Source organism: Tianweitania sediminis, assembly GCF_017813335.1.
GTDB lineage: Bacteria > Pseudomonadota > Alphaproteobacteria > Rhizobiales > Rhizobiaceae > Tianweitania > Tianweitania sediminis.
Window position 1 is genome coordinate 802512 of record NZ_JAGIYY010000001.1, and the last position, 25984, is coordinate 828495.

Here is a 25984-nt window from a genome sequence, read left to right on the forward strand (position 1 = left end):
CTGCCGCGATGCTCAATGACCTTCTCCCTGCGAAACCATGTCGGCGCCGATCTTCTTCTGCTCCTTGAGCACGGCGGACGGCGTTCGCGTCGTCACCAAGCCTCGCGGCTTCCAGACCATGATCGCAACCATGGCAAGACCGAAGATCAGCATGCGGTACTGGACCGGATCGAAGCCCGGCAGCAGATTGCCGAGGAAGCCAACGTTGCGCAGCAGCTCGATGCCGCCGATCATCACCACGGATGCGACCACGACGCCGATCTGTGAGCCGAGCCCGCCAAGAACGACGATCGCCAGAATGATCGCGGACTCGAGGAAGGTGAAGCTTTCCGGCGAAATGAAGCCCTGCCGGGTGGCGAAGAAGGAGCCCGCGAAGCCGCCAAACATCGCCCCGATCGAGAACGCCGTCAGCTTCGTGTTGGTGGTGTTGATCCCGAGCGAACGGCAGGCGATCTCGTCTTCGCGCAAGGCTTCCCAGGCACGTCCCACCGGCAGCTTGCGCAGCCGCATCGTCACGAAGTTGGTGAGCAAAGCCAAAAGGAAGATGATGTAGTAGAGATAGATGAAGCGGTGGATGGTGGAGTATTCGAGGCCGAGCAGAGCGGATGCGCCATCCTCTCCGCGCGTGAACTCGTAGCCGAAGAAGGTGGGCTTGGGGACGCCGGAGATGCCGTTGGGGCCGCCGGTTACCTCGTACCAGTTGAGCAAGACGACGCGAATGATCTCGCCAAATGCGAGAGTGACAATAGCCAGATAATCGCCGCGCAGCCGCAAGACGGGGAAGCCGAGGGCAAGACCCCAGAATGCAGCGAGCATGCCGGCCAGGGGCAGCGCCGTCCAGAACCCGATGAACTCGAAGTGCGTGGACAGCAGCGCAAAGGAATAGGCTCCCACCGCATAGAAGGCGACGTAGCCAAGGTCCAGCAGGCCTGCGAGTCCCACCACGATGTTGAGACCCCAGCCAAGCATCACATAGGTCAGGATCAGGATGGAGAGGTCGATCAGCTGACGCTGCTGACCAGGGAAGATCGCCATGATCAGGAAAGGCAGGAATGCGGCGATCGCGAAAAGGGCGATCGCAATTGCCCGCGACACCCAGCCGGGCCGCACGGCAACCTTGCCGCCGCTGCTGCGGCGCAGCCTGCGGGTGATCGGGCGCTCGGTCCGGAAAACGAAGAGGTTGAGCAGGAGCCGGCCGACAAAGACAATCGCGACGGCGGTGAACCAGAGAACCCAGCGGGTGGTGATGTCGAGGCCGCCCGGAGCAATCTCGGTTCGAAGGGCAAGAAAGAAGAAGCCGAGCACGCCGGTAAGCAGCGCTGCACCGACTGCGTCGATCAGCGTGTCGCGCAGCGTGTAGCGCTTTACGGGCGGGCCACCGGCGTCGCTGCGGGCTTCGCGCAGGGCTTGAGCGCCCGCCGGCTTCATTTCCGAAGCGGAGGGAACAGTGGTGTCTGACGCCATCAGACCTTCTCCACTTCCGGTTTGCCGAGCAGGCCCGACGGCAGGAAGATCAGCACGATGGCCAGGATCGAAAAGGCCGCCACGTCCTTGTATTCGACGCTGAAATAGCCCGACCAGAACACTTCGATGAGGCCGATCAGGATGCCTCCGAGCATGGCGCCCGGCAACGAGCCGATGCCGCCCAGAACGGCCGCTGTGAAAGCCTTCACCCCCGCGAGGAAGCCGATATAGAAGTCGATCACCCCATAAAGCAGCAGGAACATCAGTCCCGCCACGGACGCGAGCGCCGCGCCCATAACGAAGGTCAGCGAGATCGTGCGGTCGACGTTGACGCCGAGCAGCGATGCCATCTTGCGATCCTGTTCGCAAGCGCGTTGCGAGCGCCCGAGCGAAGTGCGCGAAATCAGCAGGGTGAAGCCTGCCATCAGCACAAGGGTGGTCAGGATGATGATGATTTGCATGTAGGAAAGTTGGACGAGGATCGCGCCGGTTTCCGTGTCGCCCTGCATCAAGGTGATGCCGCCCTGGATCTGCGGCGGAAGCGGCTTCACGCGTGCGCCCTGGGAGATCTGAACGAAGTTCTGCAGAACGATCGACATGCCGATGGCGGTGATCAACGGGGCGAGGCGGAAGGAGCCACGCAACGGGCGATATGCGATCCGTTCAACCGTCCAGCCCCAGGCGGCGGTAAACAGCATGGATACAATCAGCACGATCAGGAGAACCAGCGGCAGGAATGCGAAGCCGAGCACGCTGGTGAGGATCAGGAAGGTCGCCAAGGCAATGAAGGCGCCGATCATGAAGATGTCGCCATGGGCGAAGTTGATCATGCCGATGATGCCGTAGACCATCGTGTAGCCGATCGCGATCAGCCCGTAGATAGACCCCAGCGTCAGCCCGTTGATAAGCTGCTGAAGAAAATATTCCATACGGTAGCTTTGCTCCCCGAGGGTGGCCGCGGCCTTCTGCGAGCTGCCGGTACCCTGCTGATTTTTTCTAGTCCTAGCGGCTCGCTTTCGGATTGCAACGCCAAAATTCTGCAACAATGGCTGAAACGTAGGCTTCGGCCACTTCTAAGGCATTTGGCCTGTGGACTAGCGCGGTGACGTTACTGGAGCAAAGCACGTAACCGAGGGAGATCGCCAACCTTCAGTTGCGGCTAAACGCTGAAGCCATGACGAAACGGGTCGCGATCGTCGATGAAGATCGTGTTGAAGCCGGTTTGCCGCGCCCATCCAGCGATGGAGGGAATGATCGCCGGGCGACCTGCGACTTTGGCCTCGCGTTCCACCCGACCGTTGAAAACCGATCCGATGATCGACTCGTGTGCGAAGGCGTCGCCAGCCTTCAGCTTTCCCTTGGCATGGAGTTGCGCCATGCGGGCGGAGGTCCCGGTACCGCAGGGCGAACGGTCGATTGCCTTGTCGCCATAGAACACCGCGTTTCGGGCATGCGCCCCTTCCACCGTGGGCGCACCGGTCCAAAGTATATGCGTTAAGCGGTTGATGGCGGGGTTTTCCGGATGGGCGAACTGGTAGCGCTCGTTGAGGCGCTGGCGCAGAACCGGGCTCATGGCGATAAGATCGCCGGCAGCGAAATCCGCGATGTCGCGGAAGTTCGGCTGCGGATCGACGATGGCATAGAAGTTGCCGCCATAAGCAACATCGACCGTGATCTCGCCGAGGCCGGGACAGTCGATCGCCAGGCCTTCGGCGTAAAGGAAGGACGGCACGTTGGTGATGCGCACTTCCTCGACGTAGTCTCCTTCCTGCCGGTATTCCGCAATCACCAGGCCAGCGGGGGTATCAAGCCGAAGCGTGCCCGGAGTTTTCGGCCGCACCAGCCCCTGCTCGATCGCCATCGTGACCGTACCGATCGTGCCATGGCCACACATCGGCAGGCAGCCCGACGTTTCGATGAACAGGATGGCAATGTCGCAATCATCGCGTGTAGGCGGGTAAAGAATGGAACCCGACATGACGTCATGGCCGCGCGGCTCAAACATCAGGCCGGTGCGGATCCAGTCATACTCGGCGAGGAAATGGGCGCGGCGCTCCATCATCGTTGCGCCCTGCAGCAGAGGCCCTCCGCCGGAAACCAGGCGCACCGGATTGCCGCAGGTGTGGCCATCAATGCAGGAAAAGGTGTGCCGGGCCATGGGTGCTCCTAGAAGCGGTTAGCCACGAAAGGCTGAAGATCGATCGGCAGCGTTTGCGCGAGAAGAAGGTCGCGGATCAAGCGTCCCGTCGCCGCAGCCTGGGTGAGACCGAGATGCCCGTGGCCGAAGGCATAGAAGATGCCGGGCCTTTTTGCAGGTGAGATCACGGGAAGGGAGTCCGGCAGCGAAGGTCGATACCCCATCCATTCGCGTCCACCTTCCGTTTTGAGCCCCGGCAGGAATTGCCGCGCCTTTTCCAGCATTGCCTTGGAGCGGGCGTAGTTGGGCGGGCGCTTGAGCCCAGCGAGTTCAACAGCGCCACCGATGCGCACGCCGGTAGTGAGCGGCGACACAACGAAGCCGTGGCCCACGAACGTGAGCTGGCGCTTCAGATCAAACGCGCCCGGCGGCAGCGTCGTGTTGTAGCCCCGCTCGGTTTCCAGTGGAATGCGGTCGCCGAGACCAGCCGCAAGTTGATGCGACCAGGCACCCGCCGCCACGACAACGCGCCTCGCCAGGCGTGTTGTTCCATCCTTGAAGCGGATCGTGGTGCCGTTGCCGCCGGGTTCGAGGGCCTGGATGGTCGCGCGCTCGAACCGGGCGCCTTGTTGTTCGGCATAGGCCCAGATCGCCTGACCGAACAGTTTGGGATCAGCGACCTGTTTCCAGGTGGGCTGGAAGGTGCCGTGCGTGAAGCGCGGCGACAGCCCCGGCTGGAGCTCGGCAAGGCGGCTGCCGGCCACGTGTTCAAAGGGGATGCCGAGCTTTTCGCGCGCATCCCAGCCAGGTAGCGACCCGCGGAACTCGGCCTCGCTTTCAAAGAGGTCGATGGCGCCATTGCTGCTGATCATGCCTGCTGTTCCGGCGCGCCCGGCAAGGCCCGCCCATTCGCTTTCGGCCAGCCGCATCAAGGCTGCCTGGGCATTCAGTCCCGCCTCGAAAAGCTTCGGGTTTCCGGCCTTCAAGAACCGAAACAACCAGGGTGCGAGTTGCGGCAGGTAGGCCGGTGGGATGGCCAAGGGACCGAGCGGGTCCATTAGCCAGCCGGGCAGCTTTCGCAGCATGCCCTTATGGGCAAGCGGGAGGGGATCGGAAAAGGCAAGCGCGGCCGCGTTTCCCGAGCTCGTTTCCTCGCAAATGCCGGTGCGATCATAAAGAATGACCCGTTCACCGGCTTCGGCGAGATTGGCAGCAACGCAGATGCCGATGATGCCTGCGCCGACAACAACGATTTCCTCTGGCGCGGTGTTCATCGACTGGCGATCCTTGGCTCAGAAGCGGGGCAGGCTCGGGCGACTGGCCAGCGCATCAGTGATGATCTTTTCGACGGCTGCCCGCCTTTCGCCGAACAGCGGCAGGCGGGGACGCCGCACCCGATCGTTGGTGTTGATCGCATGCACTTCCGCGAGCTTGATGTTCTGCACGAGATAGGTGGACACGTCGAGGTCGAGCAATGGCCGGAACCAGCGGTAGATGGAGAGCGCTTCATCGCGGCGACCTTGCTTCATCAACTGATAAATCGCCACCGTTTCGCGGGGGAAGGCAGTGACCAGTCCGGCTACCCAGCCGACGGCGCCCACCGACAGCGCTTCAAAGGCGAGGTTGTCGACCCCTGTGAAAAGATCGAAGCGATCGCCGAAGGCCGAGATGATCTCCGTGGAGCGACGGATATCGTCCGACGACTCCTTGATGGCGACGAAGCGCGTGTCTTTTGCCAGTTCTTCCATGATGGGGATCGTGACGTCGACGCGGTAAGCGACGCGGTTGGAATAGACCATGACCGGCAGGTCGGCGGCTGCCGCCACCGCGTTCAGCGCCGCCACGGTTTCTTCGGGGTTGGTGTGATAGATCGGAGACGGCACCACCATCAGCCCGGATGCACCGGCTTTTGCGGCACGCCTGGCCATCTGCTCGGCTTCGCGCGTGCCGGCCTCGTTGACGGTGAGCAGCACCGGCTTACCCCCAGCAACGCTTTGCGCCGTCTTTAGAACCGCAATTTTTTCGTCATGGCTCAGCATCGGACCTTCGCCAAGTGAGCCAGCAACGATGATGCCGTCGCAGCCCGCCTCCATCTGGAGTGCGAAGCAGCGCTCGTTTTCAGCGTGATCAAGCTCATCGTCGGCCGTGAACTTCGTTGTGACGGCTGGAAAAACACCTGACCACATCGCGTAGTACCTCTGATATATCAACAGAAGCTTTGTTAAGGCTCGTTCTAAGTTTCTGTCAAGCTGTGATATATCAATAGCATGAGCCAGATAGTCGATCTGCCGGTTTCCCTGCGCGCCTACCGCGCTTTGGAAGAAATGATCGTGACGCTGGAACTGGCGCCCGGCAGCACCACCACGGAAGCCGCGCTTGTGGAGCGTGTGTCGCTCGGCCGAACCCCTGTTCGCGAAGCGATCCAGCGTCTTGCCTGGGAGGGCTTTCTCCTTGTGCGCCCACGCGCGGGCCTTCTTGTTGCGCCGCTGGAGGGAACCGGCTGGAACAAGGTTCTCGATGCACGATGTGGCATCGAAGTGGTGTTGGCCCGTTCCGCAGCGCTTGCGATCCAGGCAGATGCCCAGCGTCCTTTTCTGCAAGCTTCCGAGGGCATGTATGCCGCGGCCGCAGCCGACGACGACCGTGCCTTTCTGGCTGCCGACAAGGCTTGGGACGAGGCACTGGCGAAAGCTGCCGACAATCCCTACGCGGTGCGGGTGGCAGCGCCGCTGCAAACCCACAGCCGGCGTTACTGGTACCGCTACCGGCGCGGCAGCGGATTGGCGCAAGCCGCCAATCGGCACATCGCGGTGATCGAGGCGGTGCTGCGCGGCGATGCGGCAGGTGCGGAAGCCGCTATGGGCAACCTCATGGACATGCTCCGGCAGGACGCGGCTGCGATCATGGGCTGAAGCCCCAAAGCAAAAACCCGGCAGAGCCGGGCCTTTGAAACGTTCTGGAGCGGAAGGCCCGGGATCAGGCGTTGCGGCCTGCCACGAAGTTCGTGCTCTGCCAGCCTTCACCCGCCGAAAGGATGCAGCTGTTTCCATCGGTGCCCGTGGCGATGATGGTCCAGGTTCCAGCGTCGGAAACAAACACTTCCAGAACCGCGCTCTTGTCGACGACGCCGACAGCCTGTGGCGCTTCCTTGAACTGGTCGGAAAGCTTCTGAACAATCTCGTTGCGCGCCGCGCACGTGTTCATCTGCGCCATGGTTTCGCTCGCAAGCTGCGGAGCCGGAGCCACGGGGTCAGCATGGATTGCTGGAGCAGAGGCGAAAATACCGGCAACAGCAACTGGTGCAAGAAGGGTAGCGATGCGTATCATTGGCCTTCTCCTATTTTGGCCGCACGTCGCCCATGAAGGAGACATAGCTCCTCCGACGCTTCGTGTCGGTCCTGCTTCTGGTTTCGCCGGTCGTTTGTTTGTTTCGCGCCGCCGCAAGTAAGGAAGCTTAAAGCCGGCTTCCCGTTTCATCACGTTTTCTTGACGGCTGTTAAAAAGCCTTGCCGGAACAAAAAAGGCGACGCTTCAAGCGCCGCCTTCCTGCAATCCAGAGGTTCGTGAGGTCAGTTCATCGTCGGGATGACGAACTCAGCGCCTTCCTTGACACCGGACGGCCAGCGCGAGGTCACCGTCTTCGTCTTGGTGTAGAAACGGAAAGCATCGGAACCGTGCTGGTTCAGATCGCCGAAGCCCGAACCCTTCCAGCCGCCAAAGGTGTAGTAGGCAATCGGAACCGGGATCGGAACGTTGATGCCAACCATGCCGACCTGAACGCGTGACGCGAAATCGCGCGCGGCATCCCCGTCGCGTGTGAAGATAGCGACGCCGTTGCCATATTCATGCTCGTTCGGCAGCTTGAGCGCTTCCTCGTAGTTTGCCGCCCGCACCACCGAAAGAACGGGACCGAAGATCTCTTCCTTGTAGATCGACATGTCCGGCGTCACTTCGTCGAACAAGCAGCCACCCATGTAGTAGCCGTTCTCGTAACCCTGCATTTTGAAGCCGCGGCCATCCACCACGAGCTTGGCGCCTTCCTTGACACCAGCATCGACATAGCCCTTGACGCGGTCGAGGGCCTGCTGGGTCACCAACGGACCGTAATCGGCGGACGGATCGGTTGACGGACCGACCTTCAGGCTTTCCACGCGCGGGATCAGCTTTTCGACGAGACGATCGGCTGTTTCCTTGCCAACTGGCACCGCAACCGAGATGGCCATGCAACGCTCGCCGGCAGAACCGTAGCCGGCGCCGATCAGCGCATCCACGGTCTGGTCCATATCTGCATCCGGCATGATGATCATGTGGTTCTTGGCGCCGCCGAAGCACTGGGCGCGCTTGCCGTTCGCCGTGGCACGCGAATAGATGTACTGCGCGATCGGCGTGGAGCCGACGAAGCCGATTGCCTTGATGTCCGGATGGTCGAGAATGGCGTCCACGATCTCCTTGTCGCCGTTGACGACGTTGAGGATGCCGGCGGGCAGACCTGCCTCGAGGAACAGTTCCGCAATCTTCATCGGCACGCCCGGGTCACGCTCCGACGGCTTCAGGATAAAGGCGTTACCGCAGGCGATTGCCGGGGCGATCTTCCAAAGCGGGATCATGGCCGGGAAGTTGAACGGCGTAATGCCGGCAACGACGCCGAGCGGCTGGCGCATGGAATACACGTCGATGCCGGGACCTGCGCCGTCGGTGAATTCGCCCTTCATCAGGTGCGGGGCGCCAATGCAGACTTCCACGACTTCAAGGCCGCGCTGGATATCGCCCTTGGCATCGGGAATGGTCTTGCCGTGCTCGCGAGCGAGTAGTTCGGCGAGTTCATCGTAGTCGCGTTCCACAAGCTGCAGGAACTTCATGAGAACGCGCACGCGCCGCTGCGGGTTGGTTGCTGCCCAGGCCGGCTGCGCAGCCTTGGCGTTTTCCACGGCCTGGCGGAGTTCCGCAACCGTGCCGAGCGCAACCTTGCCGCGGACGCTGCCGTCCATTGGCTGCATGATGTCCTGGCTGCGTCCGCTGGTGGAGGCGACGTGCTTGCCTCCGATGAAATGTCCGACCTCAGTCATTCTCGCTCCCTCGTCAGGCTGGTGGGTGGTGGCGCGTTTCTACGCCTCCAAGCCCGACCTGCGCAATGCGAGCGGCGCAGCAACCGTTGTGCATGAATTGATGTCGCTTCAGGGAAGGGCTACAAACGCCGCAAGGGGAGGGTTGTGCGTGAACTGGGATGACATCCGCATCTTCCTGGCGGTTGCGCGGGCGGGGCAGATCCTAGGCGCGGCGCGCCGCCTCGGGGTCAACCACGCCACCGTTTCGCGCCGGGTCGCCGCGCTCGAAGCGGATCTGAAGACGCGCCTGTTCCGGCGGGTCACCACAGGCACCTTGTTGACGCCCGCAGGCGAGCAGTTCCTGCAAGTGGCCGAACGCATGGAAGCCGACCTGATCGCCACCCGGGCCGAGCTTTCCGGCGAAGAAGAAGCGGTATCCGGACCGGTCCGGATCGGCGCTCCAGATGGCTTCGGCGTGGCGTTTCTGGCGTCGAGGCTGGGCGTGCTGATCAGCCGGCATCCGCAACTCGAAATCCAGCTGGTGCCGGTGCCGCGTTCCTTTTCCTTGTCTCGGCGCGAAGCGGATCTGGCCATTACCGTGGACCGGCCGGTGGAAGGCCGGCTGATTGCGGGCAAGCTGGTCGATTATTCGCTGGGTCTTTACGCCGGTTCGGGATATGCCAGCGAGCATGGCGTGCCGCAAACCGTCGAAGACCTGCTGCAGCACCAGCTGGTCGGCTATGTCGGCGACCTGACCGTCAGTCCATCTCTCGATTATGCGCCGGACCTCACGCCGGACTGGACGAGCCGGTTCGCAATCTCATCGGCCTTGGGGCAGGTGGAAGCGGTGCGGTCCAATGCCGGCATCGGCATTCTGCACACCTTCATTGCACGCCAATACGCAGCCGACCTCGTGGCAGTGCCGGGATTTGCCGCAATCCGGCGAAGCTACTGGCTGGTTTACCACGAGTCGGTTCGGGGAGTGCGGCGGGTCCAGACCGTTGCAGCGTTTATCCAGGAAGCAGTGGAACGCGAGCGGGCGATCTTTTCCTGAAACGAAAAAGGCCCGCGGAAGCGGGCCTAATCCGAGTTCATTGTTGCCTTACTGGTTGGCGGCCGGAGCCGTACCTGTAGCCGGAACCGTGCCGGGAGGTGTTTCACCACCAGCAGGGGCTGGAGCAGCGGCAGGCGCGGCGGAGTCAACCGGGGCAGGTGCATCGGCAGGGGCTGCAGCCGGAGCGGCTGGCTCATCCGCGATGGGAGCCGGTGTCACCGAAGTCGTGGCAGCTGTGGGTTCGGCATCCGTGCCAGGGGTGTTGTTCGGCACGAACACGAAGTAGGCGACGATTGCCAGCACGACGACAACTGCACCGATCAAGATGCCGTTGCCGGAGCCGCTGCGGCCTGGGCTGACATTGGTCTGGTTATAGGTCGAGCCCGGCGTGACCACCGGATCCGGCGACGCCGGGTCAGTCGTGGTGCGGTTGGGCGAAAGCGGATCATGGTTGGGCGGAAGTGCCATTTTCGCGGATCTCCATCAGTTGTTGTGGCCTGATAACGCGGTTATCCTCGAATCGGTTTCACAGGAATTTGAAACGCGGTTTCAGTGCACCGCGTCCAGCCTGAAACCGCGGGCACGCAGCAGTTCAACCAGTCCTTCCTCACCTGGAAGGTGGAGCGCCCCGACGGCCAGGAAGGCGTTGCCCGCTTCAAGAAGAGGAGCAGCGCGTTCTGCCATTGTGTGGTTGCGGGCGGTGACCATCACCCGCTCGAATTCGGAATAGCTATCGGTGCTTCCGTGAGGAAGCGTTTCATCAAGGGCCGCCCAGATCATGCCGATCTCGGCTCGGTTGTAGAGGCCCACCATCGTTTCCACGACGTCGTCGATTTGGTCAGCTAGTGCTACGGTTTCGAGCAGGGCCTGAAGGTGGAAGTCCATCGGCAGGCTCGCCATGGCCTCTAGCTGGTCGAGGGCGGTTTCGAGCCCGAGCACGGGCTTGCCGGCAGCCTTTGCTTCCTGGGCGATCTTCATGTCCAGGACCGGCTCACCGGTGGCGCGCCGCGCAACCTCGCAGGCCGGCGTTGCGAGAACCGTCGCAAGCATCCAAGGCTTCATCTTGTTGACGCTGTTGAGGTTGAGCCCCTTCGCGGCCAGCCTCGTTTCCAGCATGCGGCGCTGGTCCCCCGTGAGGCGGCTGCTTAGCGAGGTGCCGTCCGTGAACATGGTGAGGTCTGGATGCTCGGCCAAAACAGCCAGCATGCGGCCGGGCTCTAGGATGTCGGTGGTTTCGATCACCACGGTCGCCGCTTCACGCAGTGCTGCCTCCGCAGCGGTGGGGAGCGCAACAACTCTCGGATCGGCAACATGCATGGTGCCCAGCAGGAAGGAAGGGGCAACGCCGTCCTTCTCGATCCGCCAGAAGATGGCCCTGCCATTCGGAATGGCGGCCGCGGCAGCTTCCACCCGGCGCATTGCCGCCGGATCGCTGCCTGCGAGGTGTTCAACCAGATCCATTCCGGAGCAAGCGGCAGTTTCGGCCGCCCTGCTTTGCACGGCTGTCGTCAGGACGGCGAGAAAAACAAGAAAGAACAGCAGGTTGGCGGCCCCAAGCCCCCACAAGGCAATTGCCGCTGAACGATGAACCAAGGACAGGAATGAAGCCATCTCTCCTTTCTACAGAAAGAACGCGGCCAATCCGTTAAGACGTGCGCTGGTTACCGGCGCGGATGCGCCGAGGCATAGATGTCGAGCAGGCGGTCGGCATCGACGCCGGTGTAGATCTGCGTTGTGGACAGGCTGGCATGCCCCAGCAGCTCCTGGATGGTGCGCAGGTCGCCGCCGCGCCCGAGAAGATGCGTTGCAAAGGAATGGCGCAGCGCATGCGGTGTTGCGGTGTCGGGCAGGCCCAGTGCGGAACGCAGCCGCTGCATTTCACGCTGGACGATTGCGGCCTGCAGCGGCCCGCCGCGCGCGCCGCGAAATAGCGGCTCGTCAAGTGCCAGGTGATAAGGGCAAAGGCGGCGGTAAAGCGCGACCGCTTCCTGCGCCGCGGCCAGAACCGGAACAAGCCGCATCTTCCCGCCCTTGCCGGTGACGCGGATCGCCTGTTCACCACCCCGGAGCGTACCGGCGGTCAGGCCCAGCGCTTCGGAAATGCGCAGGCCTGACCCGTAAAGCAGTGTGAGAACGGCTGCATTGCGCGCGGCGATCCAGGGTTCTTCCGCCAGTTGTTCTCCCGTCGACACCACGCGCTTGGCGTCCGAGGCGGTGAGCGGCTTGGGGAGGGACTTTGGCTGACGCGGTGTTCGCAGCGCGCTTGCACCGGCTGCGTTGGCAAGACCGCGTTTCTGGAGAAAACGAAGAAAGGAACGCAGCCCCGCCATGCCGCGCCCCACGGTGCGTGCACCGGCTCCTTCGGCGCGACGGCTGGACAAAAAGGCACGCAGATCCACCGGCTTGAGGTCTGCGATCTCGGCAACACCCGGGGGGCCACCAAGGTGGTTTGTCATGAAAAGGAGGAACTGCCGGGTGTCGCGCTCGTATGCATCGACCGTGAGGGGCGACAGACGGCGCTCCTTCGCCAGGCCATCCAGCCAGGCCAGCCGAGCCTCAACAAGATCCGCTTTTGCCGGGATAAGGATTGCGTCCGCCAACAATCTGGTTCCTTGCACTGCCGCCACCATGAGCGGGTCGGCTTACCAGCGGGTGAAGATTGTGTTTCGCTGCCGTCCGGCGTAGGACCGCCTGCTTTCCGAGCAGGTTACCATGAGCGACAGCAAATACATCAACCTTGCCGTGGTCGGCGCCGCCCATGGCATCAAGGGTGAGGTGCGGGTGAAGACCTTTACGGGCGATCCGCTCGCGCTGGGCGATTACGGGCCCTTGCGCACGCAGACAGGCCAGGAGCTCGTGGTCGCCCAAGTCCGGCCCGCCAAGGATGTGGTGATCGTGCGCTTCAAGGGCGTGGAAACGCGCAACGACGCCGAGGCCCTGAATGGAACCGAACTCCTGGTGCTGCGCGACAAGTTGCCGGAGCCGGAGGAAGACGAGTTCTACCATGTCGATCTGATCGGATTGCGCGTCGAAACGGCGTCCGGCGAGCCGGTGGGCACGATCGCCGCGATCCATGACTTTGGGGCCGGCGAGATGCTGGAAGTGAAGCGCCCGGGTGCAAAACCGGCACTCGTCCCCTTCACCCAGGCGGCCGTGCCGACCGTCGACATCAAGACCGGCGTAGTACAGGTGGAGCCGATCGCGGCGGGCCTGGTGGACGACGAAGACGACGGGGATGCCGGGCGTCCGGACGGGGAGGGCTGAGCCTGACCTTTCGCGCAACGGTTCTGACACTTTACCCAGACATGTTTCCGGGGCCGCTCGGCATGGCTCTGGCGGGACGTGCGCTGCAGAACGGTACCTGGTCGCTCCAAGCACTCAACATCCGCGACTTCGCGGAAGACCGCCACCGTACGGTGGACGACACGCCCGCGGGGGGCGGCGCGGGCATGGTGATGCGTGCCGACATCCTGGCCAAGGCGATCGATCATGTCAGCGATGACCGTCCCAGGCTCTTGATGAGCCCGCGCGGCAAGCCGCTGACCCAGCACCGCGTGCGCGAACTGGCCGCCGGTCCTGGTGCGGTTCTCGTCTGTGGCCGTTTCGAAGGCGTCGACCAGCGCGTGATCGAAAGCCGCGGGCTCGAGGAAGTGTCGATCGGCGACTACATCCTTTCGGGAGGGGAAGCGGCCGCCCATGTCGTACTCGACGCCGTGGTGCGCCTGCTGCCCGGCGTCATGGGCAATGCGCTGTCAGGCGATGAAGAAAGCTTCGAAAACAACCTCCTGGAGCATCCGCACTACACCCGGCCGCCGGAATGGGAAGGCCAGCCGATCCCTGCGGTTCTTCTTTCGGGCGACCACGGGAAGATTTGTGCCTGGCGGCGTGCTGAAGCCGAACGGTTGACCGCCCTGCGCCGCCCGGATCTGTTTTCCCGCTACCAGCCTTTCGTGGGCGGGAAAAAAGCCAAGCCGGAGACGTGACAGCCGCGGCAATCTGGTGTATTGGCGCGCCACCATGCGGACAGCTGTCCCATGCCCGTCAACAATCGACGGTGAAACCGCCCCTGGCATCTGCTTTTCCGGAAGCGTTTGTCATAGCCGAACGGTCCTTGAACTGAGCGGTGAGCGCAGGGCGCTCTGGCAGTCGGAAGAAGCAAGAAGAGGTATGACCCGATGGATATCATCCGTCAGCTCGAGGCTGAACAAGCCGCAAAGATCGAAGCCAAGCGCACGCTCCCGGAATTCCAGCCGGGCGACACCGTTCGCGTCATGGTGCGCGTAACGGAAGGCACGCGCACCCGCGTGCAGGCCTATGAGGGCGTTTGCATTGCCCGCGCCGGTTCCGGCTTCCAGGAAAACTTCACCGTGCGCAAGATCTCCTATGGCGAAGGCGTGGAACGCGTGTTCCCGGTTTATTCGCCGATGGTGGAAGGCGTTGAAGTCGTGCGTCGCGGTAAGGTGCGTCGCGCCAAGCTGTATTACCTGCGCGATCGCCGCGGCAAGTCGGCCCGTATCGTGGAAAACACGAGCATCCGCGCCCGCAAGCTGAACGACGCCGAGCGTGAAGCCGCCCAGGCTGAGCGTGCACGCATCGAGGCAGAAAAGGTCGCTGCAGCCCAGAAGCTCGCAGCCGAGAAGGCAGAAGCTGAAAAGGCCGCTGCATCCGCAGAATAGTTGAGGGCAGCGCGTCGCGCTGTTGATCCAGCAATGTGAATGGCCGTATCGGAAACGATGCGGCCATTTTTCTTGGCCAGCAGGAACCAGGCCACGCGAAACATGATCACCATCCGACCCGCGCTCGAAACCGACATGCCGGCCGTCACGACCATTTATCGCCATTCCGTTGAGCATGGCACCGCTACCTACGAACTGGAGGCGCCGGACGAGACGGAGATGCTGGCACGGTTTCGCTCCCTGAGGGGCGCCGAATACCCCTATCTTGTTGCGCTTGATGAAGCGGGCGAGATCCTTGGCTACGCCTATGCCGGGCCGTTTCGAGCGCGGCCCGCTTATCGCTTCTTTGCTGAGAACTCGGTCTACCTTGCTCCGCATGCGCAACGAAAAGGCGTTGGACGGCTGCTGATGCAGGCCCTGATCGAGGCCTGTGAGAAGCTCGGTTTTCGCCAGATCGTTGCTGTGATCGGCGATGGTTCACCCAGCAGCGCGTCAGTGAAGCTGCATCGAGCCTTGGGTTTTCAGATGTGCGGCACAATGATCGGCTCGGGTTTCAAGCACGAGCGATGGCTCGACACAGTTCTTATGCAACTGCCACTGAATGGCGGCACTTCGAGCCCGCCGGACCCCGACTCGATGCCCGAGCGGCGCTACCGCGCCAGTCTATGAGGCGTCACGCTTCCACGAGCTTCAAGGTCTTGTCGAACGCCTTCAGGGCCGTGGCCAGTTCGTGTCCGCGCTTGAGGATCAGGCCGCTTGCGGCCACTACGGAATAAGCGCCCTGCTTGCGGGCGAGAGCCGGGTTCTTCACGATCCTGAACAAAGGGACTTCGCTGGTGCGCCGGAACACGGAAAAAACCGCCTGATCTTTCAGGTGATCGATCGCGTAGTCCCGCCACTCATTCGCAGCAACCATCCGGCTGTAGATCCTAAGGATCTGGTCGAGTTCCTGGCGATTAAAGGTCACCGGGATGCTTAGCCGCGCGTTCCGTGCTTCCGCCAGTGGGATCAGCTGGGCTGTTTCCCGTGAATCATCCGCTGCTTGCGACATCGTCCGCCTCGCTTTTCCTGATCATCCAACAAGAGGTGGAGCGGGAACGTTTCGGTTGCAAGCAACGTGGCAGACACTGCGCGCTTCAGCTGTCACAAAGATTAAGCCCGCGTTACACTTGGTGATCGCGAGCCACAATCTCGCCTTACAAACATCGACCTGCGGCCATTAAGCAGAACCAACATCCGGACGTTGCCTGAGACGGTTCGATCCGGTCCCGACCGTAACCCCAAGCCCCCCGCCCACGGGCGGTGCCGGGTCGAACCAACTCCTTATCCCCAAAGCTTGGACGATCCGTCGGCGCGATTTTCTAATTTCGCGTCGCTGCAGCCGATCCGCGGAAGCGCAGCATTGCAGCCCCAAGGATCTTGCTTGGGCGGCCTTCTGCGTCCACGGTTTGGACGAGCACCGCGCAGCCGCCATTTCCCTTCTTCACGACTTCGCTCATCGGGATCTCGAAATGAGCGGGCTTGCCATGCCAAACGCCGGGCGTTTGCATGGAGCGGACAGCATGAGAGTATGTCACAGTTTTACCGGCGTTCTCACCGCGTTCGATTGTGACCGGGTTGGCGGCGTCATAGGAAATCAAAACGACGTGGGCGTTCTGCTTGGGACCGGCGAGTTCCCCCACATCGATTGTCAGAACGCCGTTTTCCTTGCGAACGGAGACTTGGACCGGCAGCGCATCGTCGTTTGCACCGAGTTCCCGCTCGACTGCTTTGCGGTCCGCACCGTTGACATGGGTCCGGCCGTTGATCACAGCCTGTGGGGTGTAGACCGTGCGGGCGCCCAACGCATCCGCGTATTCGCGCTGGCGATCCGTGTTTTCCGGCGCGGCCAAAGTGTCTCGCCAACCCCGATAATCCCAGTAGTCGACATGATAGGCGAGTGCCACCACGCCTTCCTGGCGCGCCATCGTGCTGAGCACTGCATCCGCTTTGGGGCAGGAATCACAGCCTTGGCTCGTGAAGAGCTCCACCACGCCGCGAATGCGTTCCTGCGCATGTGTGGGGACAAGGGTCAGAACCAGCGCCGCCACGGCGGTGAAAAGCTTTAAGCGCACGACATACCAACAGGCTGTTTGAAGGACGGCCAAGAAACAAAAGATAATGCTGAAACACTAGGCAGAAGCCGGATGGGCGGGAAGTCACGTTGCGGTGACACTCGGGCCGTCACCCATCACGAGGCTGCGGGCCTTCAGAAAGATAAGGGCCGCACGAGGCGGCCCTTATCCAATTCCGATCAGGCTGCGAGGTCGCGCAGCACGGTCTGCAGGATGCCGCCGTTGTTCATGTAGGTGACCTCGTCCAGCGTATCGATGCGGCAGACTAGCGGCACTTCACGCACTGTTCCGTCGGCAAAGGTGATCACGGCCGTGCGCTTTTCACGCGGCTGGACGTTGCCAAGGTTATCGATAGTGACGGTTTCGTCCCCGCGCAGCCCAAGCGAGGCCCAGGTCGTTCCTTCCTCGAACACGAAGGGCACGACGCCCATGCCCACGAGGTTGGACCGGTGGATGCGCTCGAAGGATTGCGCGATCACGGCCTTCACGCCAAGCAGGTTGGTGCCTTTCGCAGCCCAATCGCGTGACGATCCGTTTCCGTACTCCACCCCGGCAAACACCACCAGCGGCACGCCTTCGGCCTTGTAACGCATGGCCGCGTCGTAGATCGAAAGCTCATCCTTGGAGGGGTAGTGGATCGTGTAGCCGCCTTCGCGGCCGTTCGGACCCATCATGTGGTTGCGGATGCGGATGTTGGCGAAAGTGCCACGCATCATCACTTCATGATTGCCGCGGCGCGTGCCGTACTGGTTGAAGTCGGCGACGCCCACTCCATGCTCCATGAGGTAGGCACCGGCAGGGGAAGCCGCCTTGATGGAACCCGCCGGCGAGATGTGATCGGTCGTGATCTTGTCGCCAAATAGGCCCAGGATGCGCGCGCCCTTGATGTCGGAAATACCCGAACCGGACTTGCCCATGCCCACGAAGTAGGGCGGGTTCTGAACGTAGGTGGAGTCGTCGTCCCAGGCATAGGTCTGGCCAGCCGGGATCTGCACGTTCTGCCAGTTCTCGTCGCCCTTGAAGACATCCGCATATTTCCGCTCGTAGAGTTCGCGGGTGACGTATTTCAGGATGAACTCGTTGACCTCCTTGGACGACGGCCAGATGTCCTTGAGATACACCGGCTTTCCGTCCGAGCCTTCGCCGAGCGGCTCCTTGGTAAGGTCCTTCTGGACGGTTCCGGCGAGCGCATAAGCAACCACCAGCGGCGGCGAAGCCAGGTAGTTGGCCTGCACGTCGGGTGAAATGCGGCCTTCGAAGTTGCGGTTGCCCGACAGCACGCCCGCGGTGATCAGACCCTTGTCGTTGATCGTCTTGGAGATCGGCGCCGGCAGTGGGCCGGAATTGCCGATGCAGGTGGTGCAGCCAAAACCGACGAGGTTGAAGCCGATCGCGTCGAGATCCTTCTGCAGGCCGGCCTTTTCGAGATATTCAGCCACCACCTGGCTGCCCGGCGCGAGTGAGGTCTTCACCCAGGGCTTGGACTTCAAACCCTTGGCGACGGCATTACGGGCCAGCAGGCCCGCTGCAATCAGGACGCTCGGGTTGGAGGTGTTGGTGCAGGAGGTGATCGCTGCGATCGCCACGTCGCCATGGCCGAGATCGAAGCTTTCACCTTCCACGGGGTAGCGGTTGGTGAGCTGACCCGGCTTCTTGTAATCACCTTCCAGCGCTTCAGCGAAGCCGGACGCGATGTTTTCCAGCGCGATGCGGCCTTCCGGACGCTTCGGACCGGCCATGGAAGGTACAACGTCGCCCAGATCCAGCTCGAGCGTATCCGTGAAAACGAGATCCGAGCCATCGCCTTCGCGCCACATGCCTTGCGCCTTGGAATAAGCTTCCACCAGCGCAATCCGATCCTTGGCGCGGCCGGACATGTTGAGGTAGCTCAGCGTTTCACCGTCGACGGGAAAGAAGCCGCAGGTCGCGCCGTATTCCGGACCCATGTTGCCGATGGTGGCGCGATCGGCGAGCGGCATGTTGTCCAGGCCCGTGCCGAAGAACTCCACGAATTTCGAGACCACGCCCTTCTTGCGCAGCATCTGCACAACGGTGAGCACGAGATCGGTTGCGGTGACGCCTTCGCGCATCTTGCCGGTGAGCTTGAAGCCGATCACTTCCGGCAGGAGCATGGATACGGGCTGGCCGAGCATGGCGGCTTCCGCCTCAATGCCGCCCACGCCCCAGCCGAGCACGCCCAGGCCGTTGATCATCGTGGTGTGGGAGTCGGTGCCGACGCAGGTATCCGGGTAAGCGACGGTTTCGCCGTCTTCTTCCTTGGTCCAAACGGTTTGACCTAGATATTCGAGGTTCACCTGGTGGCAGATGCCGGTGCCGGGCGGAACAACGCGGAAGTTCTGGAAGGCCTGCTGGCCCCATTTCAGAAAGCGGTAGCGCTCGCCGTTGCGCTCGTATTCGAGCTCCACGTTGCGGGCAAACGCGTTCGGCGTGCCGAATTCATCGACAATCACGGAGTGATCGATCACCAGGTCGACGGGCACCAACGGGTTAATCTTCTCGGGATCGCCGCCAAGGGCCTTGATGCCGTCGCGCATCGCCGCAAGGTCCACCACGGCCGGAACGCCGGTGAAGTCCTGCATCAAGACGCGCGCCGGGCGGTAGGCGATCTCGGTTTCGACCTTGCCCTTGTTGCTCAGCCATTCGGCAACTGCCTGGATGTGCTCCTTTGTGACAGTCTGGCCGTCTTCGAAGCGCAGGAGGTTTTCCAGAAGCACCTTCATGGAAAAGGGCAGCTTCGAAACGCCCGCCAAGCCGTTCTTCTCGGCTTCGACGAGGCTGAAATAGACATAATCCTTGCCACCCACGGTCAGGGTGCGACGGGATTGGAAACTATCGAGTGATTTGGTCACGTCGGTCCTCAACTTCAGTAGCCGATGAGGAGCGGACGCCTGCTGCGCGGTTTCAAGGATCGCGCGTAGGTGCGGGTGCGATCATTTCCGCTGTCCGTTCCTCGCGTCGACGCCTGAAAGGGCTCGCACGCTGGGTTCGGCGCATATTTTGCAGATCCCACACCGACCGCTGGCGTGGTTGTCCGGGATATAGAGAATTTCGTAGAAGAGTTCTAGACAGATTCCACTCGGAAATCGGCTGCGGAGCGGTCGTGAAGGGAAATGGCATGCGGCTCACCGCACAAGATCTCGGTGCGGAGCGCGGCGGCGAACGCATCTTTTCCGGGCTGCACTTCGCAATCGGTGCCGGCGAAGCGCTGCTCGTCACCGGCCCGAACGGGGCCGGGAAGTCCACGCTGCTGCAGGTGCTGTGCGGGTTGTTGCCCGCCGCAGAAGGCACGATCCTGCTCGAAGGCGCCGGCGAGGAATGGCCGACCGTCGCCGCTGCCGCGCATTATCTCGGCCATGGCAACGCGATGAAGCCGGCCATGAGCGTGGAAGAAAACCTCCGCTTCTGGCGCGAGTTTAACGGCGAGCCATGCCTCGAGGTGGACGAAGCGCTGGAGGAAGTGGGCCTCGGCAGCCTGGGTTACCTGCCCTTTTCCACCCTTTCGACCGGGCAGCGCCGGCGCGCAGCCATTGCGCGCCTGCTCGTTTCCTGGCGGCCGATTTGGCTTCTCGACGAGCCCACGGCCGGCCTTGATGCTCGCTCCGAGACACGCTTCACGGCGCTTATGGAAGCGCACCGCGCCGACGGCGGCCTCATCATTGCCGCCACGCACTGGCCGTTGCATCTGCAGGATGTGAAGGAACTCGTGCTGGGAGACGCGGCGTGAGTTCGGTTCTCACGCCACGCGTGTCCTCATGCTAGCTCTTTATGTCCGCGACCTGAAGCTAGGCATCCGCGCAGGGGGCGGGGCTCTGGTCGGCATCCTGTTTTTTCTTGCGGTGATCGCCACGGTGCCGTTTGCCATCGGCCCGGAACTGACCCTCCTGGCGCGGATCGGCCCGGCCATGCTCTGGACAGGCGCCTTGCTTGCGTCTCTCCTTGGCCTCGACCGCCTGTTCCAGGCCGATCGCGAGGATGGCTCGCTGGACCTCCTCGTGCTTGCAGCCGAGCGCCACATGCTGCCGCTGATCGTACTCTTGAAATGCCTGGCGCACTGGACCGCGAGTGTCCTGCCGCTCGTGATTGCGGCGCCCGTACTCGGCATCCTCCTCAACATGGATCCGCTTGCCAATGCCGCAACCACGCTGACGCTGCTTGTCGGATCTCCCGCGGTCACCTTTGTCGGGGCCATCGGTGCCGCGGTTGCCGTGACGCTGCCGCGGGGCGGGCTCCTCGTCTCGGTTCTGATCCTGCCACTCGTCATCCCCGTGCTGATCTTCGGCGTGTCGACAGCCTATGCTTCCGTCAACGATCCGGCGCCGTTTTTGCCACCGTTTCTGATCCTGTGCGCCTTGACCTTGTTTTTCACCGTGCTCGGCCCGCTGGCCGCAAGCGCGGCACTTCGCGCGGCGCGCGGTTGATGTCGGCGTGCTAGCGCTCTGTTCAAGGGAACTCCGCAGCAATTGCAGCCTGTCGCTGGCCGCCTTATCCTGAAGACCCATGACCGAAACCACGCTTACCGGCCGCTTTGCCGGCCTTGCCAACCCAACGCGCTTTCTTGCGCTGGCCGATCGGCTGATCCTGCCGATGGCTGTTCTGAGCCTGCTGCTCCTGGCCGCTGGCCTCGTGCTTGGCTTTCGCGCTCCCGCCGATTACCAGCAGGGCACCACCGTGCGGATCATGTATATCCACGTGCCGTTCGCCTGGTTGTCGATGATGTGCTGGGGCGTGATGTCGGTTGCTGCCCTCGGCACGCTCGTTTGGCGCCATCCCCTCGCGGATGTCGCGCTGAAGGCTGCCGCGCCCGTGGGCGTCGTGTTCACCGGTCTTGCGCTTGCCACCGGCTCCATCTGGGGCAAGCCGATGTGGGGCACCTGGTGGGTGTGGGATGCCAGGCTGACATCGGTTTTCGTGCTGTTCCTGATGTATCTGGGCGTGATTGCCCTGACGCGTGCGATCGACGACGCGGGCCGGGCCGGACGTGCCGCTGCGGTCATCACGCTGGTGGGCGCGGTCAACCTGCCGATTATCAAGTTTTCCGTGGATTGGTGGAATACGCTGCATCAGCCCGCCGCTGTGTTCCGCATGGACGGGCCAACGATCCATCCGACCATGCTGTGGCCGCTGATGATCACGGCCCTCGGCTTCACCGTGCTGTTCTTCACGCTCCATCTTGCCGCGATGCGGACAGAAGTCCTGCGGCGAAGGATCTTCGCCATGCAACGCTTGGCCGCCCGCCGTGAAGAAGGGCGCAGCGCATGACCCATCTTCTTTATGTCGCGGCAGCTTATGGCTGCGCCGCACTGGGCCTGGGCGGGTTGATCGCCTGGATCGTGTGGGATCAGCGCGCTTGCCGCCAGCGCCTGACGCGATTGGAAGCAAGCGGCGTGAAACGCCGTTCGGAGCGTGCCCCGTCGTGACCGAGCCCGCACACCCTCAGCTGGAAGCGCGTTCTGGTCGTCGCCGCCGCCTCAGCGTGCTGCTCGTTCCCCTGATCCTGTTCGGCGTTCTGGTTGCCTTTTTTCTGGCGCAGCTGATGTCGGGGCGGGATGCGTCCACCGTGCCATCGGCGCTGATCAACCGACCGGCGCCGCAGACGGATCTTCCGCCCCTCGCCGCGACAAGTCTTCCGGGCCTGCGTTCAGCCGATTTCCTTGGCAAGGTCACGCTGGTCAACGTGTTCGCATCGTGGTGCGCGCCGTGCCGGGAAGAGCATCCGGTTCTGCTGGCTTTGTCCCGCGACGAACGGTTCACGCTCGCCGGCTTGAACTACAAGGATGCGCAAGACAATGCGGCTGGCTTTCTCCGCGAGCTCGGCAACCCCTATGACGCGATCGGCGTCGACGCCAGCGGACGCACCGGCATCGACTGGGGCGTTTATGGCGTTCCGGAAACTTTTGTGGTGGGCCGCGACGGCATCATCGCCTTCAAGTTCGTCGGGCCGCTCAGCGCAGAGACCGTGCGCCACGAATTGATGCCGGCGGTCGAGGCAGCCTTGGCAGAAGTTCCTGGCGCATGAGCCCTTCGGAAGTCAGGGCTCATTTCGAAAAGCAGGCACAGGCCTGTGCGCATCTCGGATCGCCCTTTACGGCAATGTTGTGCTTAACGCTCGGCAGGATCTTGGACCCAAGCGACCGCGTTGGCAGCGCCATTCTGCAGTGGAAGGGCGATGCAGGGGCTGACGCGTTGGCACTGCGTCTTTGTGGCGGTTTGCACCGCCTCGTTCTTCAAGCGCAGGATGCCAAACTGGCTGCTGCCTACCCGCCGAACGCAGCAAACCGGGACGTCCTTGAAGTTGTCTTGCCCCAAGTTCTCCATCGTCATTCCCAGCAGCTCCTCGCCGAACTGCAACGCGCGCCTCAGACCAACGAGATCGCCCGCTCGGGCATGCTGCTGCCGGGATTTCTGTTTCTTGCGCGACAAACCGATCTCCCCTTGAAGCTTTATGAGATCGGGTCCAGCGCGGGACTGAACCTGCTGTTCGATCGCTTCGGTTACCAGTTTGCTGGGCGGCGGTGGGGGCAGTCAGCATCACCGGTTCAGATTACGCCCGAAATCCGTGGAAAGAAGGCTATTCCACTTGGGGGCAACCTGATGATTGCATCACGCCGCGGGTGCGACCTTGCTCCGATCGATGTGCAAGAAGCGCAGGCACGCATGCGTCTGCGCTCCTTTGTGTGGGCTGATCAGGACCAGCGGCTAGCTCGTTTGGACGGTGCTCTGAAGCTGGCCCAACAAACGCCCGTCGACCTCGATCAGATTGACGCTGAGGCCTTCGTTCGCAACGAACTGGCGGAGACTCCGCAGGGCGCCGTTCGCGTGGTGTTCCACTCCATCATGTGGCAGTACATGCCCGTTGAGGCGCGAGATGCCATTGAAGCGCAGCTTGCGGCCGTCGGGAGTGCGGCGTCCAAAAGCAGCCCGCTTGCTTGGTTGCGAATGGAGCCAACTGGCGCTGGTGCGCCCTGGGCGGAGCTGACACTCACCCTATGGCCAAATGCCCGCACACTGCACCTTGCAAACTGCGACTACCACGGTCGCTGGATCGAGTGGCTTGTATGATTGCCGCCTCAGCCAAACCTCAGCCGTAGAAGTCGCGACGCAGGTCACCCAGCATCTGGCTGCGGTCGGCGCGCAGGTCCGCCAGTTCGCGCGGGCTCAGGCACTCGATCTCATTCGCAAGGCGATTGTAGCGACGACGCTTCTCGATGTGGCGTTGCGCGTGAACAAGAAGATTGGTGAACAGCATGTGAGCGTCCTTGATCAGCCGAACGTCGGCTGGTTCGCTCCTCCCGTGGCGTTGATTGCAGCCACAGGATGCCACGACTGGCGAATTTTAAAACGGTTCATGCTGCAATGCAGCAATGCACCTTTCGCATGGCGTGTTTCATAAAGCCTTAATGATCCGTCGTGGAGGTAGCGGGTTTCGCCGGCTGCTTGATCTCGTGCCGCATGATGAGCGGCATCTGCGTCAGGGTGAAGATCATCGTGATCGGGAACATGCCCCAGGTCTTGAAGCCGACCCAGAAATCGGTCGAAAAATTGCGCCAGATGACTTCGTTGAGGATCGCCAGAAACAGAAAGAAAACGCCCCAGCGCAGGGTCAGCTTGCGCCAGCCTTCCGTGTCCAGCTTGAAGGCCGAATCGAACACGTAGCCCAGCAGCGACTTGCCGAACAGGAGCCCGATCAGCAGCGCCCCGCCGAACAGGGTGTTCACGATGGTGGGCTTCATCTTGATGAAGAGCTCATCCTGGAGCCAAAGCGTCAACCCGCCGAAGATGAAGACCACTACGCCGGACACCAGCGGCATCATCGGCAATGTACGAAGCAGGATCCAGGAGGTCAGCAGGGCAATGGCCGTCGCCACCATGAAGAGGGCGGTGGCAAGAAAGAGCGGATCCCCGACGGCTGCCAGAGCGGGAAACCGCTCCATCAGCCATTCGCCACGCGTGTTGCCGAAAAAGAAAACAAGGAGCGGCCCGAGCTCGAGCGCGAGTTTGAGGAGCGGGTTGATCTCCTTTTTGCGCGAATCGGCGGGGTCGCGTTCAAGAATGCGCGGTGTCATGGTCGTTGATGCCTTCTGCGGGTCGCCAGGTGCGGCGCCCCTTTGGGTGAAAAGCTGTGCCGCGCGAACACGGCGATGTTGAGGAGAGGTTCTCCCGCTCAGGTCAGGCCGGCAATCGCGTTGGCGAAATCGTCGGCCCGGAACGGCTCGAGATCGTCCACCTGCTCCCCAACGCCGATGAAATAAACCGGCAGCTTGTGCTTGGCGGCAATGGCGACAAGGATGCCGCCGCGGGCGGTGCCGTCGAGCTTGGTCATCACCAGCCCGCTAACCCCCGCCACGCTGCGGAAGATTTCAACCTGGTTCATGGCGTTCTGCCCGGTGGTGGCATCCACCGTTTGCAGCACCGTGTGCGGCGCGTCCGGATCGAGCTTTTTCAGCACGCGCACGATCTTGTCGAGCTCGCCCATCAACTCGGCCTTGTTTTGCAAGCGGCCGGCCGTGTCGATGATCAGAACATCCGCGCCATCGCGCTTGGCCTGCGCAAATGCCTCATAGGCGAGGCTCGCCGCATCTGCGCCAAGACGGGATGAGATGACCGGCGCGCCTGTCCGCTCGCCCCAGATCTTCAGCTGTTCGATGGCCGCGGCCCGGAACGTGTCGCCGGCCGCGAGCGTGACCTTCACGCCGCCTGCTGTGAGCTTTGCGGCCAGCTTGCCGATCGTGGTTGTTTTGCCGGTGCCGTTGACGCCAACCACGAGGATCACATGCGGCTTGTGAGCAAGGTCAAGTTCGAGCGGCTGGGCAACCGGGCGGAGCACCGCTTCCACTTCGCCTGCCACAACGCGACGAACGTCTGCCTCAGTGGTGCGGCTCGAAAAGCGGCCTTCCGCCAGCTTGTCGGCCACACGCATTGCCGTTTCCACCCCAAGATCGGCGCGGATCAGGACCTCTTCGAGTTCCTCCACGATTTCTTCGGTAAGCAGCGTCCTGGTGAACACGCCGGCCAGATTGTCGCCAAGCTCGCGGGACGATCGTGACAGGCCTTCACGGAGCCGTTGCAGCCAGCGATTGCGCTGCGCTTCCGCGGCATTCACCTGGACGGGACGCTCGACCGTTTTGCCGACGGTGATCCGGTCTTCGCTGCCCGGCGCAGCGGAACGCTCCATGCGTGGTTCCGGCGGGCGCTCAGCTGGTGGCGCTTCGGCCGGCGGTGCGTCGCGAAGCGGCACCTCATGGGGCTGGGCCGGTGGGATCTCCAGCGGGACTGGAGCCGGTTCGATCGGCTCTGCAGGCGTGGGCTCTACCGCAGGCTGGATCTCGGCTGGCGTGCTCGGACGAGGCGGCTCGGCCGGTACGGGAAGTTCTGCCGGAGCTGGCTGCGGCGCGGGCTGGGGTTCGGGCGGGCGCGGCTCTTCCGGCTGCGCGCCAAAGGAAAACATCTTCTTGAAAAAGCCGAGAGCCATGACC

The 25984-nt window shown here is 62.6% G+C and carries 28 protein-coding genes; 12 read left to right on the plus strand and 16 right to left on the minus strand.

What is annotated here, in order from left to right; all coding sequences use genetic code 11:
- Positions 1–12 precede the first annotated feature (12 nt).
- The 5 genes from livM to J5Y06_RS03830 form a co-directional block, all read right to left on the minus strand.
- Positions 13–1464, minus strand: coding sequence for a high-affinity branched-chain amino acid ABC transporter permease LivM (gene livM, locus J5Y06_RS03810; RefSeq protein ID WP_209333756.1), 1452 nt, complete (start codon positions 1462–1464; stop codon positions 13–15).
- Entirely contained in the window at positions 1464–2393 is a 930-nt protein-coding gene (locus J5Y06_RS03815) for an ABC transporter permease subunit (protein WP_209333757.1), read from the minus strand. Before J5Y06_RS03815 ends, livM begins: the two co-directional genes overlap by 1 nt.
- A gap of 230 nt (positions 2394–2623) precedes the next feature.
- Positions 2624–3622: a 4-hydroxyproline epimerase gene (locus J5Y06_RS03820; RefSeq protein WP_209333758.1), complete on the minus strand. Its 999-nt coding sequence runs from the start codon at positions 3620–3622 to the stop codon at positions 2624–2626.
- 8 nt (positions 3623–3630) lie between these two features.
- Positions 3631–4875, minus strand: coding sequence for an NAD(P)/FAD-dependent oxidoreductase (locus J5Y06_RS03825; protein ID WP_209333759.1), 1245 nt, complete (start codon positions 4873–4875; stop codon positions 3631–3633).
- Between the two features lie 18 nt (positions 4876–4893).
- Positions 4894–5787: a dihydrodipicolinate synthase family protein gene (locus J5Y06_RS03830; RefSeq protein ID WP_209333760.1), complete on the minus strand. Its 894-nt coding sequence runs from the start codon at positions 5785–5787 to the stop codon at positions 4894–4896.
- Between the two features lie 81 nt (positions 5788–5868).
- Between J5Y06_RS03830 and J5Y06_RS03835 the strand changes: the two genes are divergently transcribed.
- Positions 5869–6513 carry a GntR family transcriptional regulator gene (locus J5Y06_RS03835; RefSeq protein WP_209333761.1) on the plus strand — a complete coding sequence of 215 codons (645 nt, stop codon included), beginning with the start codon at positions 5869–5871 and terminating at the stop codon, positions 6511–6513.
- 64 nt (positions 6514–6577) lie between these two features.
- On the opposite strand, the gene J5Y06_RS03840 is transcribed toward J5Y06_RS03835, so the two are convergent.
- Both J5Y06_RS03840 and J5Y06_RS03845 read right to left on the minus strand, forming a co-directional pair.
- A complete protein-coding gene (locus J5Y06_RS03840; RefSeq protein ID WP_209333762.1) occupies positions 6578–6928 on the minus strand; it encodes a hypothetical protein in 351 nt (116 codons plus the stop codon).
- A gap of 242 nt (positions 6929–7170) precedes the next feature.
- Positions 7171–8667 (minus strand): CoA-acylating methylmalonate-semialdehyde dehydrogenase, encoded by a 1497-nt coding sequence (locus tag J5Y06_RS03845; protein ID WP_209333763.1) that lies wholly within the window; start codon positions 8665–8667, stop codon positions 7171–7173.
- A gap of 148 nt (positions 8668–8815) precedes the next feature.
- Between J5Y06_RS03845 and J5Y06_RS03850 the strand changes: the two genes are divergently transcribed.
- Positions 8816–9700, plus strand: coding sequence for a LysR family transcriptional regulator (locus J5Y06_RS03850; protein WP_209333764.1), 885 nt, complete (start codon positions 8816–8818; stop codon positions 9698–9700).
- A gap of 48 nt (positions 9701–9748) precedes the next feature.
- Here J5Y06_RS03850 and J5Y06_RS03855 read toward each other — a convergent pair whose 3' ends face one another.
- The 3 genes from J5Y06_RS03855 to J5Y06_RS03865 form a co-directional block, all read right to left on the minus strand.
- Complete coding sequence (locus J5Y06_RS03855; RefSeq protein ID WP_209333765.1) at positions 9749–10168, minus strand: hypothetical protein; 420 nt, start codon at positions 10166–10168, stop codon at positions 9749–9751.
- 81 nt (positions 10169–10249) lie between these two features.
- Entirely contained in the window at positions 10250–11311 is a 1062-nt protein-coding gene (locus J5Y06_RS03860) for a TraB/GumN family protein (RefSeq protein WP_209333766.1), read from the minus strand.
- A 50-nt stretch (positions 11312–11361) separates the two neighbouring features.
- Positions 11362–12300 carry a tyrosine recombinase XerC gene (locus tag J5Y06_RS03865; RefSeq protein WP_385930866.1) on the minus strand — a complete coding sequence of 313 codons (939 nt, stop codon included), beginning with the start codon at positions 12298–12300 and terminating at the stop codon, positions 11362–11364.
- 112 nt (positions 12301–12412) lie between these two features.
- Between J5Y06_RS03865 and rimM the strand changes: the two genes are divergently transcribed.
- The 4 genes from rimM to J5Y06_RS03885 all read left to right on the plus strand — a co-directional run bounded on the left by rimM (position 12413) and on the right by J5Y06_RS03885 (position 15045).
- Positions 12413–12964 (plus strand): ribosome maturation factor RimM, encoded by a 552-nt coding sequence (gene rimM, locus J5Y06_RS03870; RefSeq protein WP_209333768.1) that lies wholly within the window; start codon positions 12413–12415, stop codon positions 12962–12964.
- Between the two features lie 2 nt (positions 12965–12966).
- Entirely contained in the window at positions 12967–13683 is a 717-nt protein-coding gene (gene trmD / locus J5Y06_RS03875) for a tRNA (guanosine(37)-N1)-methyltransferase TrmD (protein ID WP_209334362.1), read from the plus strand.
- A gap of 192 nt (positions 13684–13875) precedes the next feature.
- Complete coding sequence (gene rplS, locus J5Y06_RS03880; RefSeq protein ID WP_245247545.1) at positions 13876–14376, plus strand: 50S ribosomal protein L19; 501 nt, start codon at positions 13876–13878, stop codon at positions 14374–14376.
- 102 nt (positions 14377–14478) lie between these two features.
- Entirely contained in the window at positions 14479–15045 is a 567-nt protein-coding gene (locus J5Y06_RS03885) for a GNAT family N-acetyltransferase (protein ID WP_209333769.1), read from the plus strand.
- Positions 15046–15049: 4 nt separating this feature from the next.
- On the opposite strand, the gene J5Y06_RS03890 is transcribed toward J5Y06_RS03885, so the two are convergent.
- The 3 genes from J5Y06_RS03890 to acnA all read right to left on the minus strand — a co-directional run bounded on the left by J5Y06_RS03890 (position 15050) and on the right by acnA (position 19360).
- Positions 15050–15427, minus strand: a complete 378-nt coding sequence (locus J5Y06_RS03890; protein WP_209333770.1) for a DUF2794 domain-containing protein — start codon at positions 15425–15427, stop codon at positions 15050–15052.
- A 310-nt stretch (positions 15428–15737) separates the two neighbouring features.
- Positions 15738–16490, minus strand: a complete 753-nt coding sequence (locus J5Y06_RS03895) for a DUF1223 domain-containing protein (protein WP_209333771.1) — start codon at positions 16488–16490, stop codon at positions 15738–15740.
- A 179-nt stretch (positions 16491–16669) separates the two neighbouring features.
- Entirely contained in the window at positions 16670–19360 is a 2691-nt protein-coding gene (gene acnA, locus J5Y06_RS03900; RefSeq protein ID WP_209333772.1) for an aconitate hydratase AcnA, read from the minus strand.
- A 266-nt stretch (positions 19361–19626) separates the two neighbouring features.
- On the opposite strand from acnA, the gene ccmA reads away from it, so the two are divergent.
- From ccmA to J5Y06_RS03930, 6 genes are all read left to right on the plus strand, one after another.
- Positions 19627–20235: a heme ABC exporter ATP-binding protein CcmA gene (ccmA, locus tag J5Y06_RS03905; RefSeq protein ID WP_209333773.1), complete on the plus strand. Its 609-nt coding sequence runs from the start codon at positions 19627–19629 to the stop codon at positions 20233–20235.
- 28 nt (positions 20236–20263) lie between these two features.
- On the plus strand, positions 20264–20929 hold the full coding sequence (ccmB, locus tag J5Y06_RS03910; protein ID WP_209333774.1) for a heme exporter protein CcmB: 666 nt from the start codon (positions 20264–20266) through the stop codon (positions 20927–20929).
- A 79-nt stretch (positions 20930–21008) separates the two neighbouring features.
- Positions 21009–21770, plus strand: coding sequence for a heme ABC transporter permease (locus J5Y06_RS03915; protein ID WP_209333775.1), 762 nt, complete (start codon positions 21009–21011; stop codon positions 21768–21770).
- Positions 21767–21928, plus strand: coding sequence for a heme exporter protein CcmD (ccmD, locus tag J5Y06_RS03920; protein ID WP_209333776.1), 162 nt, complete (start codon positions 21767–21769; stop codon positions 21926–21928). The genes J5Y06_RS03915 and ccmD overlap by 4 nt, the downstream gene beginning before the upstream one ends.
- The gene (locus J5Y06_RS03925) at positions 21925–22527 is read left to right on the plus strand and encodes a DsbE family thiol:disulfide interchange protein (protein ID WP_342453360.1); all 603 of its coding nucleotides are present in this window, start codon (positions 21925–21927) and stop codon (positions 22525–22527) included. The genes ccmD and J5Y06_RS03925 overlap by 4 nt, the downstream gene beginning before the upstream one ends.
- Positions 22524–23570, plus strand: a complete 1047-nt coding sequence (locus tag J5Y06_RS03930; RefSeq protein ID WP_209333777.1) for a DUF2332 domain-containing protein — start codon at positions 22524–22526, stop codon at positions 23568–23570. The genes J5Y06_RS03925 and J5Y06_RS03930 overlap by 4 nt, the downstream gene beginning before the upstream one ends.
- A 19-nt stretch (positions 23571–23589) precedes the next feature.
- Here J5Y06_RS03930 and J5Y06_RS03935 read toward each other — a convergent pair whose 3' ends face one another.
- The 3 genes from J5Y06_RS03935 to ftsY all read right to left on the minus strand — a co-directional run bounded on the left by J5Y06_RS03935 (position 23590) and on the right by ftsY (position 25980).
- Positions 23590–23757 (minus strand): hypothetical protein, encoded by a 168-nt coding sequence (locus J5Y06_RS03935; protein WP_209333778.1) that lies wholly within the window; start codon positions 23755–23757, stop codon positions 23590–23592.
- Positions 23758–23905: 148 nt separating this feature from the next.
- On the minus strand, positions 23906–24574 hold the full coding sequence (locus J5Y06_RS03940; RefSeq protein WP_209333779.1) for a septation protein A: 669 nt from the start codon (positions 24572–24574) through the stop codon (positions 23906–23908).
- A 98-nt stretch (positions 24575–24672) separates the two neighbouring features.
- Positions 24673–25980: a signal recognition particle-docking protein FtsY gene (gene ftsY, locus J5Y06_RS03945; protein WP_209333780.1), complete on the minus strand. Its 1308-nt coding sequence runs from the start codon at positions 25978–25980 to the stop codon at positions 24673–24675.
- Positions 25981–25984 lie beyond the last annotated feature (4 nt).

What these genes read in the sequence shown, in the direction of transcription:
- livM (WP_209333756.1), bottom strand. Translation starts at nt 1,464, where the DNA reads ATGGCGTCAGACACCACTGTTCCCTCCGCTTCGGAAATGAAGCCGGCG.
- J5Y06_RS03815 (WP_209333757.1), bottom strand. Translation starts at nt 2,393, where the DNA reads ATGGAATATTTTCTTCAGCAGCTTATCAACGGGCTGACGCTGGGGTCT.
- J5Y06_RS03820 (WP_209333758.1), bottom strand. Translation starts at nt 3,622, where the DNA reads ATGGCCCGGCACACCTTTTCCTGCATTGATGGCCACACCTGCGGCAAT.
- J5Y06_RS03825 (WP_209333759.1), bottom strand. Translation starts at nt 4,875, where the DNA reads ATGAACACCGCGCCAGAGGAAATCGTTGTTGTCGGCGCAGGCATCATC.
- J5Y06_RS03830 (WP_209333760.1), bottom strand. Translation starts at nt 5,787, where the DNA reads ATGTGGTCAGGTGTTTTTCCAGCCGTCACAACGAAGTTCACGGCCGAC.
- J5Y06_RS03835 (WP_209333761.1), top strand. Translation starts at nt 5,869, where the DNA reads ATGAGCCAGATAGTCGATCTGCCGGTTTCCCTGCGCGCCTACCGCGCT.
- J5Y06_RS03840 (WP_209333762.1), bottom strand. Translation starts at nt 6,928, where the DNA reads ATGATACGCATCGCTACCCTTCTTGCACCAGTTGCTGTTGCCGGTATT.
- J5Y06_RS03845 (WP_209333763.1), bottom strand. Translation starts at nt 8,667, where the DNA reads ATGACTGAGGTCGGACATTTCATCGGAGGCAAGCACGTCGCCTCCACC.
- J5Y06_RS03855 (WP_209333765.1), bottom strand. Translation starts at nt 10,168, where the DNA reads ATGGCACTTCCGCCCAACCATGATCCGCTTTCGCCCAACCGCACCACG.
- J5Y06_RS03860 (WP_209333766.1), bottom strand. Translation starts at nt 11,311, where the DNA reads ATGGCTTCATTCCTGTCCTTGGTTCATCGTTCAGCGGCAATTGCCTTG.
- rimM (WP_209333768.1), top strand. Translation starts at nt 12,413, where the DNA reads ATGAGCGACAGCAAATACATCAACCTTGCCGTGGTCGGCGCCGCCCAT.
- rplS (WP_245247545.1), top strand. Translation starts at nt 13,876, where the DNA reads ATGGATATCATCCGTCAGCTCGAGGCTGAACAAGCCGCAAAGATCGAA.
- J5Y06_RS03885 (WP_209333769.1), top strand. Translation starts at nt 14,479, where the DNA reads ATGATCACCATCCGACCCGCGCTCGAAACCGACATGCCGGCCGTCACG.
- J5Y06_RS03890 (WP_209333770.1), bottom strand. Translation starts at nt 15,427, where the DNA reads ATGTCGCAAGCAGCGGATGATTCACGGGAAACAGCCCAGCTGATCCCA.
- ccmA (WP_209333773.1), top strand. Translation starts at nt 19,627, where the DNA reads ATGCGGCTCACCGCACAAGATCTCGGTGCGGAGCGCGGCGGCGAACGC.
- ccmB (WP_209333774.1), top strand. Translation starts at nt 20,264, where the DNA reads ATGCTAGCTCTTTATGTCCGCGACCTGAAGCTAGGCATCCGCGCAGGG.
- J5Y06_RS03915 (WP_209333775.1), top strand. Translation starts at nt 21,009, where the DNA reads ATGACCGAAACCACGCTTACCGGCCGCTTTGCCGGCCTTGCCAACCCA.
- ccmD (WP_209333776.1), top strand. Translation starts at nt 21,767, where the DNA reads ATGACCCATCTTCTTTATGTCGCGGCAGCTTATGGCTGCGCCGCACTG.
- J5Y06_RS03930 (WP_209333777.1), top strand. Translation starts at nt 22,524, where the DNA reads ATGAGCCCTTCGGAAGTCAGGGCTCATTTCGAAAAGCAGGCACAGGCC.
- J5Y06_RS03935 (WP_209333778.1), bottom strand. Translation starts at nt 23,757, where the DNA reads ATGCTGTTCACCAATCTTCTTGTTCACGCGCAACGCCACATCGAGAAG.
- J5Y06_RS03940 (WP_209333779.1), bottom strand. Translation starts at nt 24,574, where the DNA reads ATGACACCGCGCATTCTTGAACGCGACCCCGCCGATTCGCGCAAAAAG.
- ftsY (WP_209333780.1), bottom strand. Translation starts at nt 25,980, where the DNA reads ATGGCTCTCGGCTTTTTCAAGAAGATGTTTTCCTTTGGCGCGCAGCCG.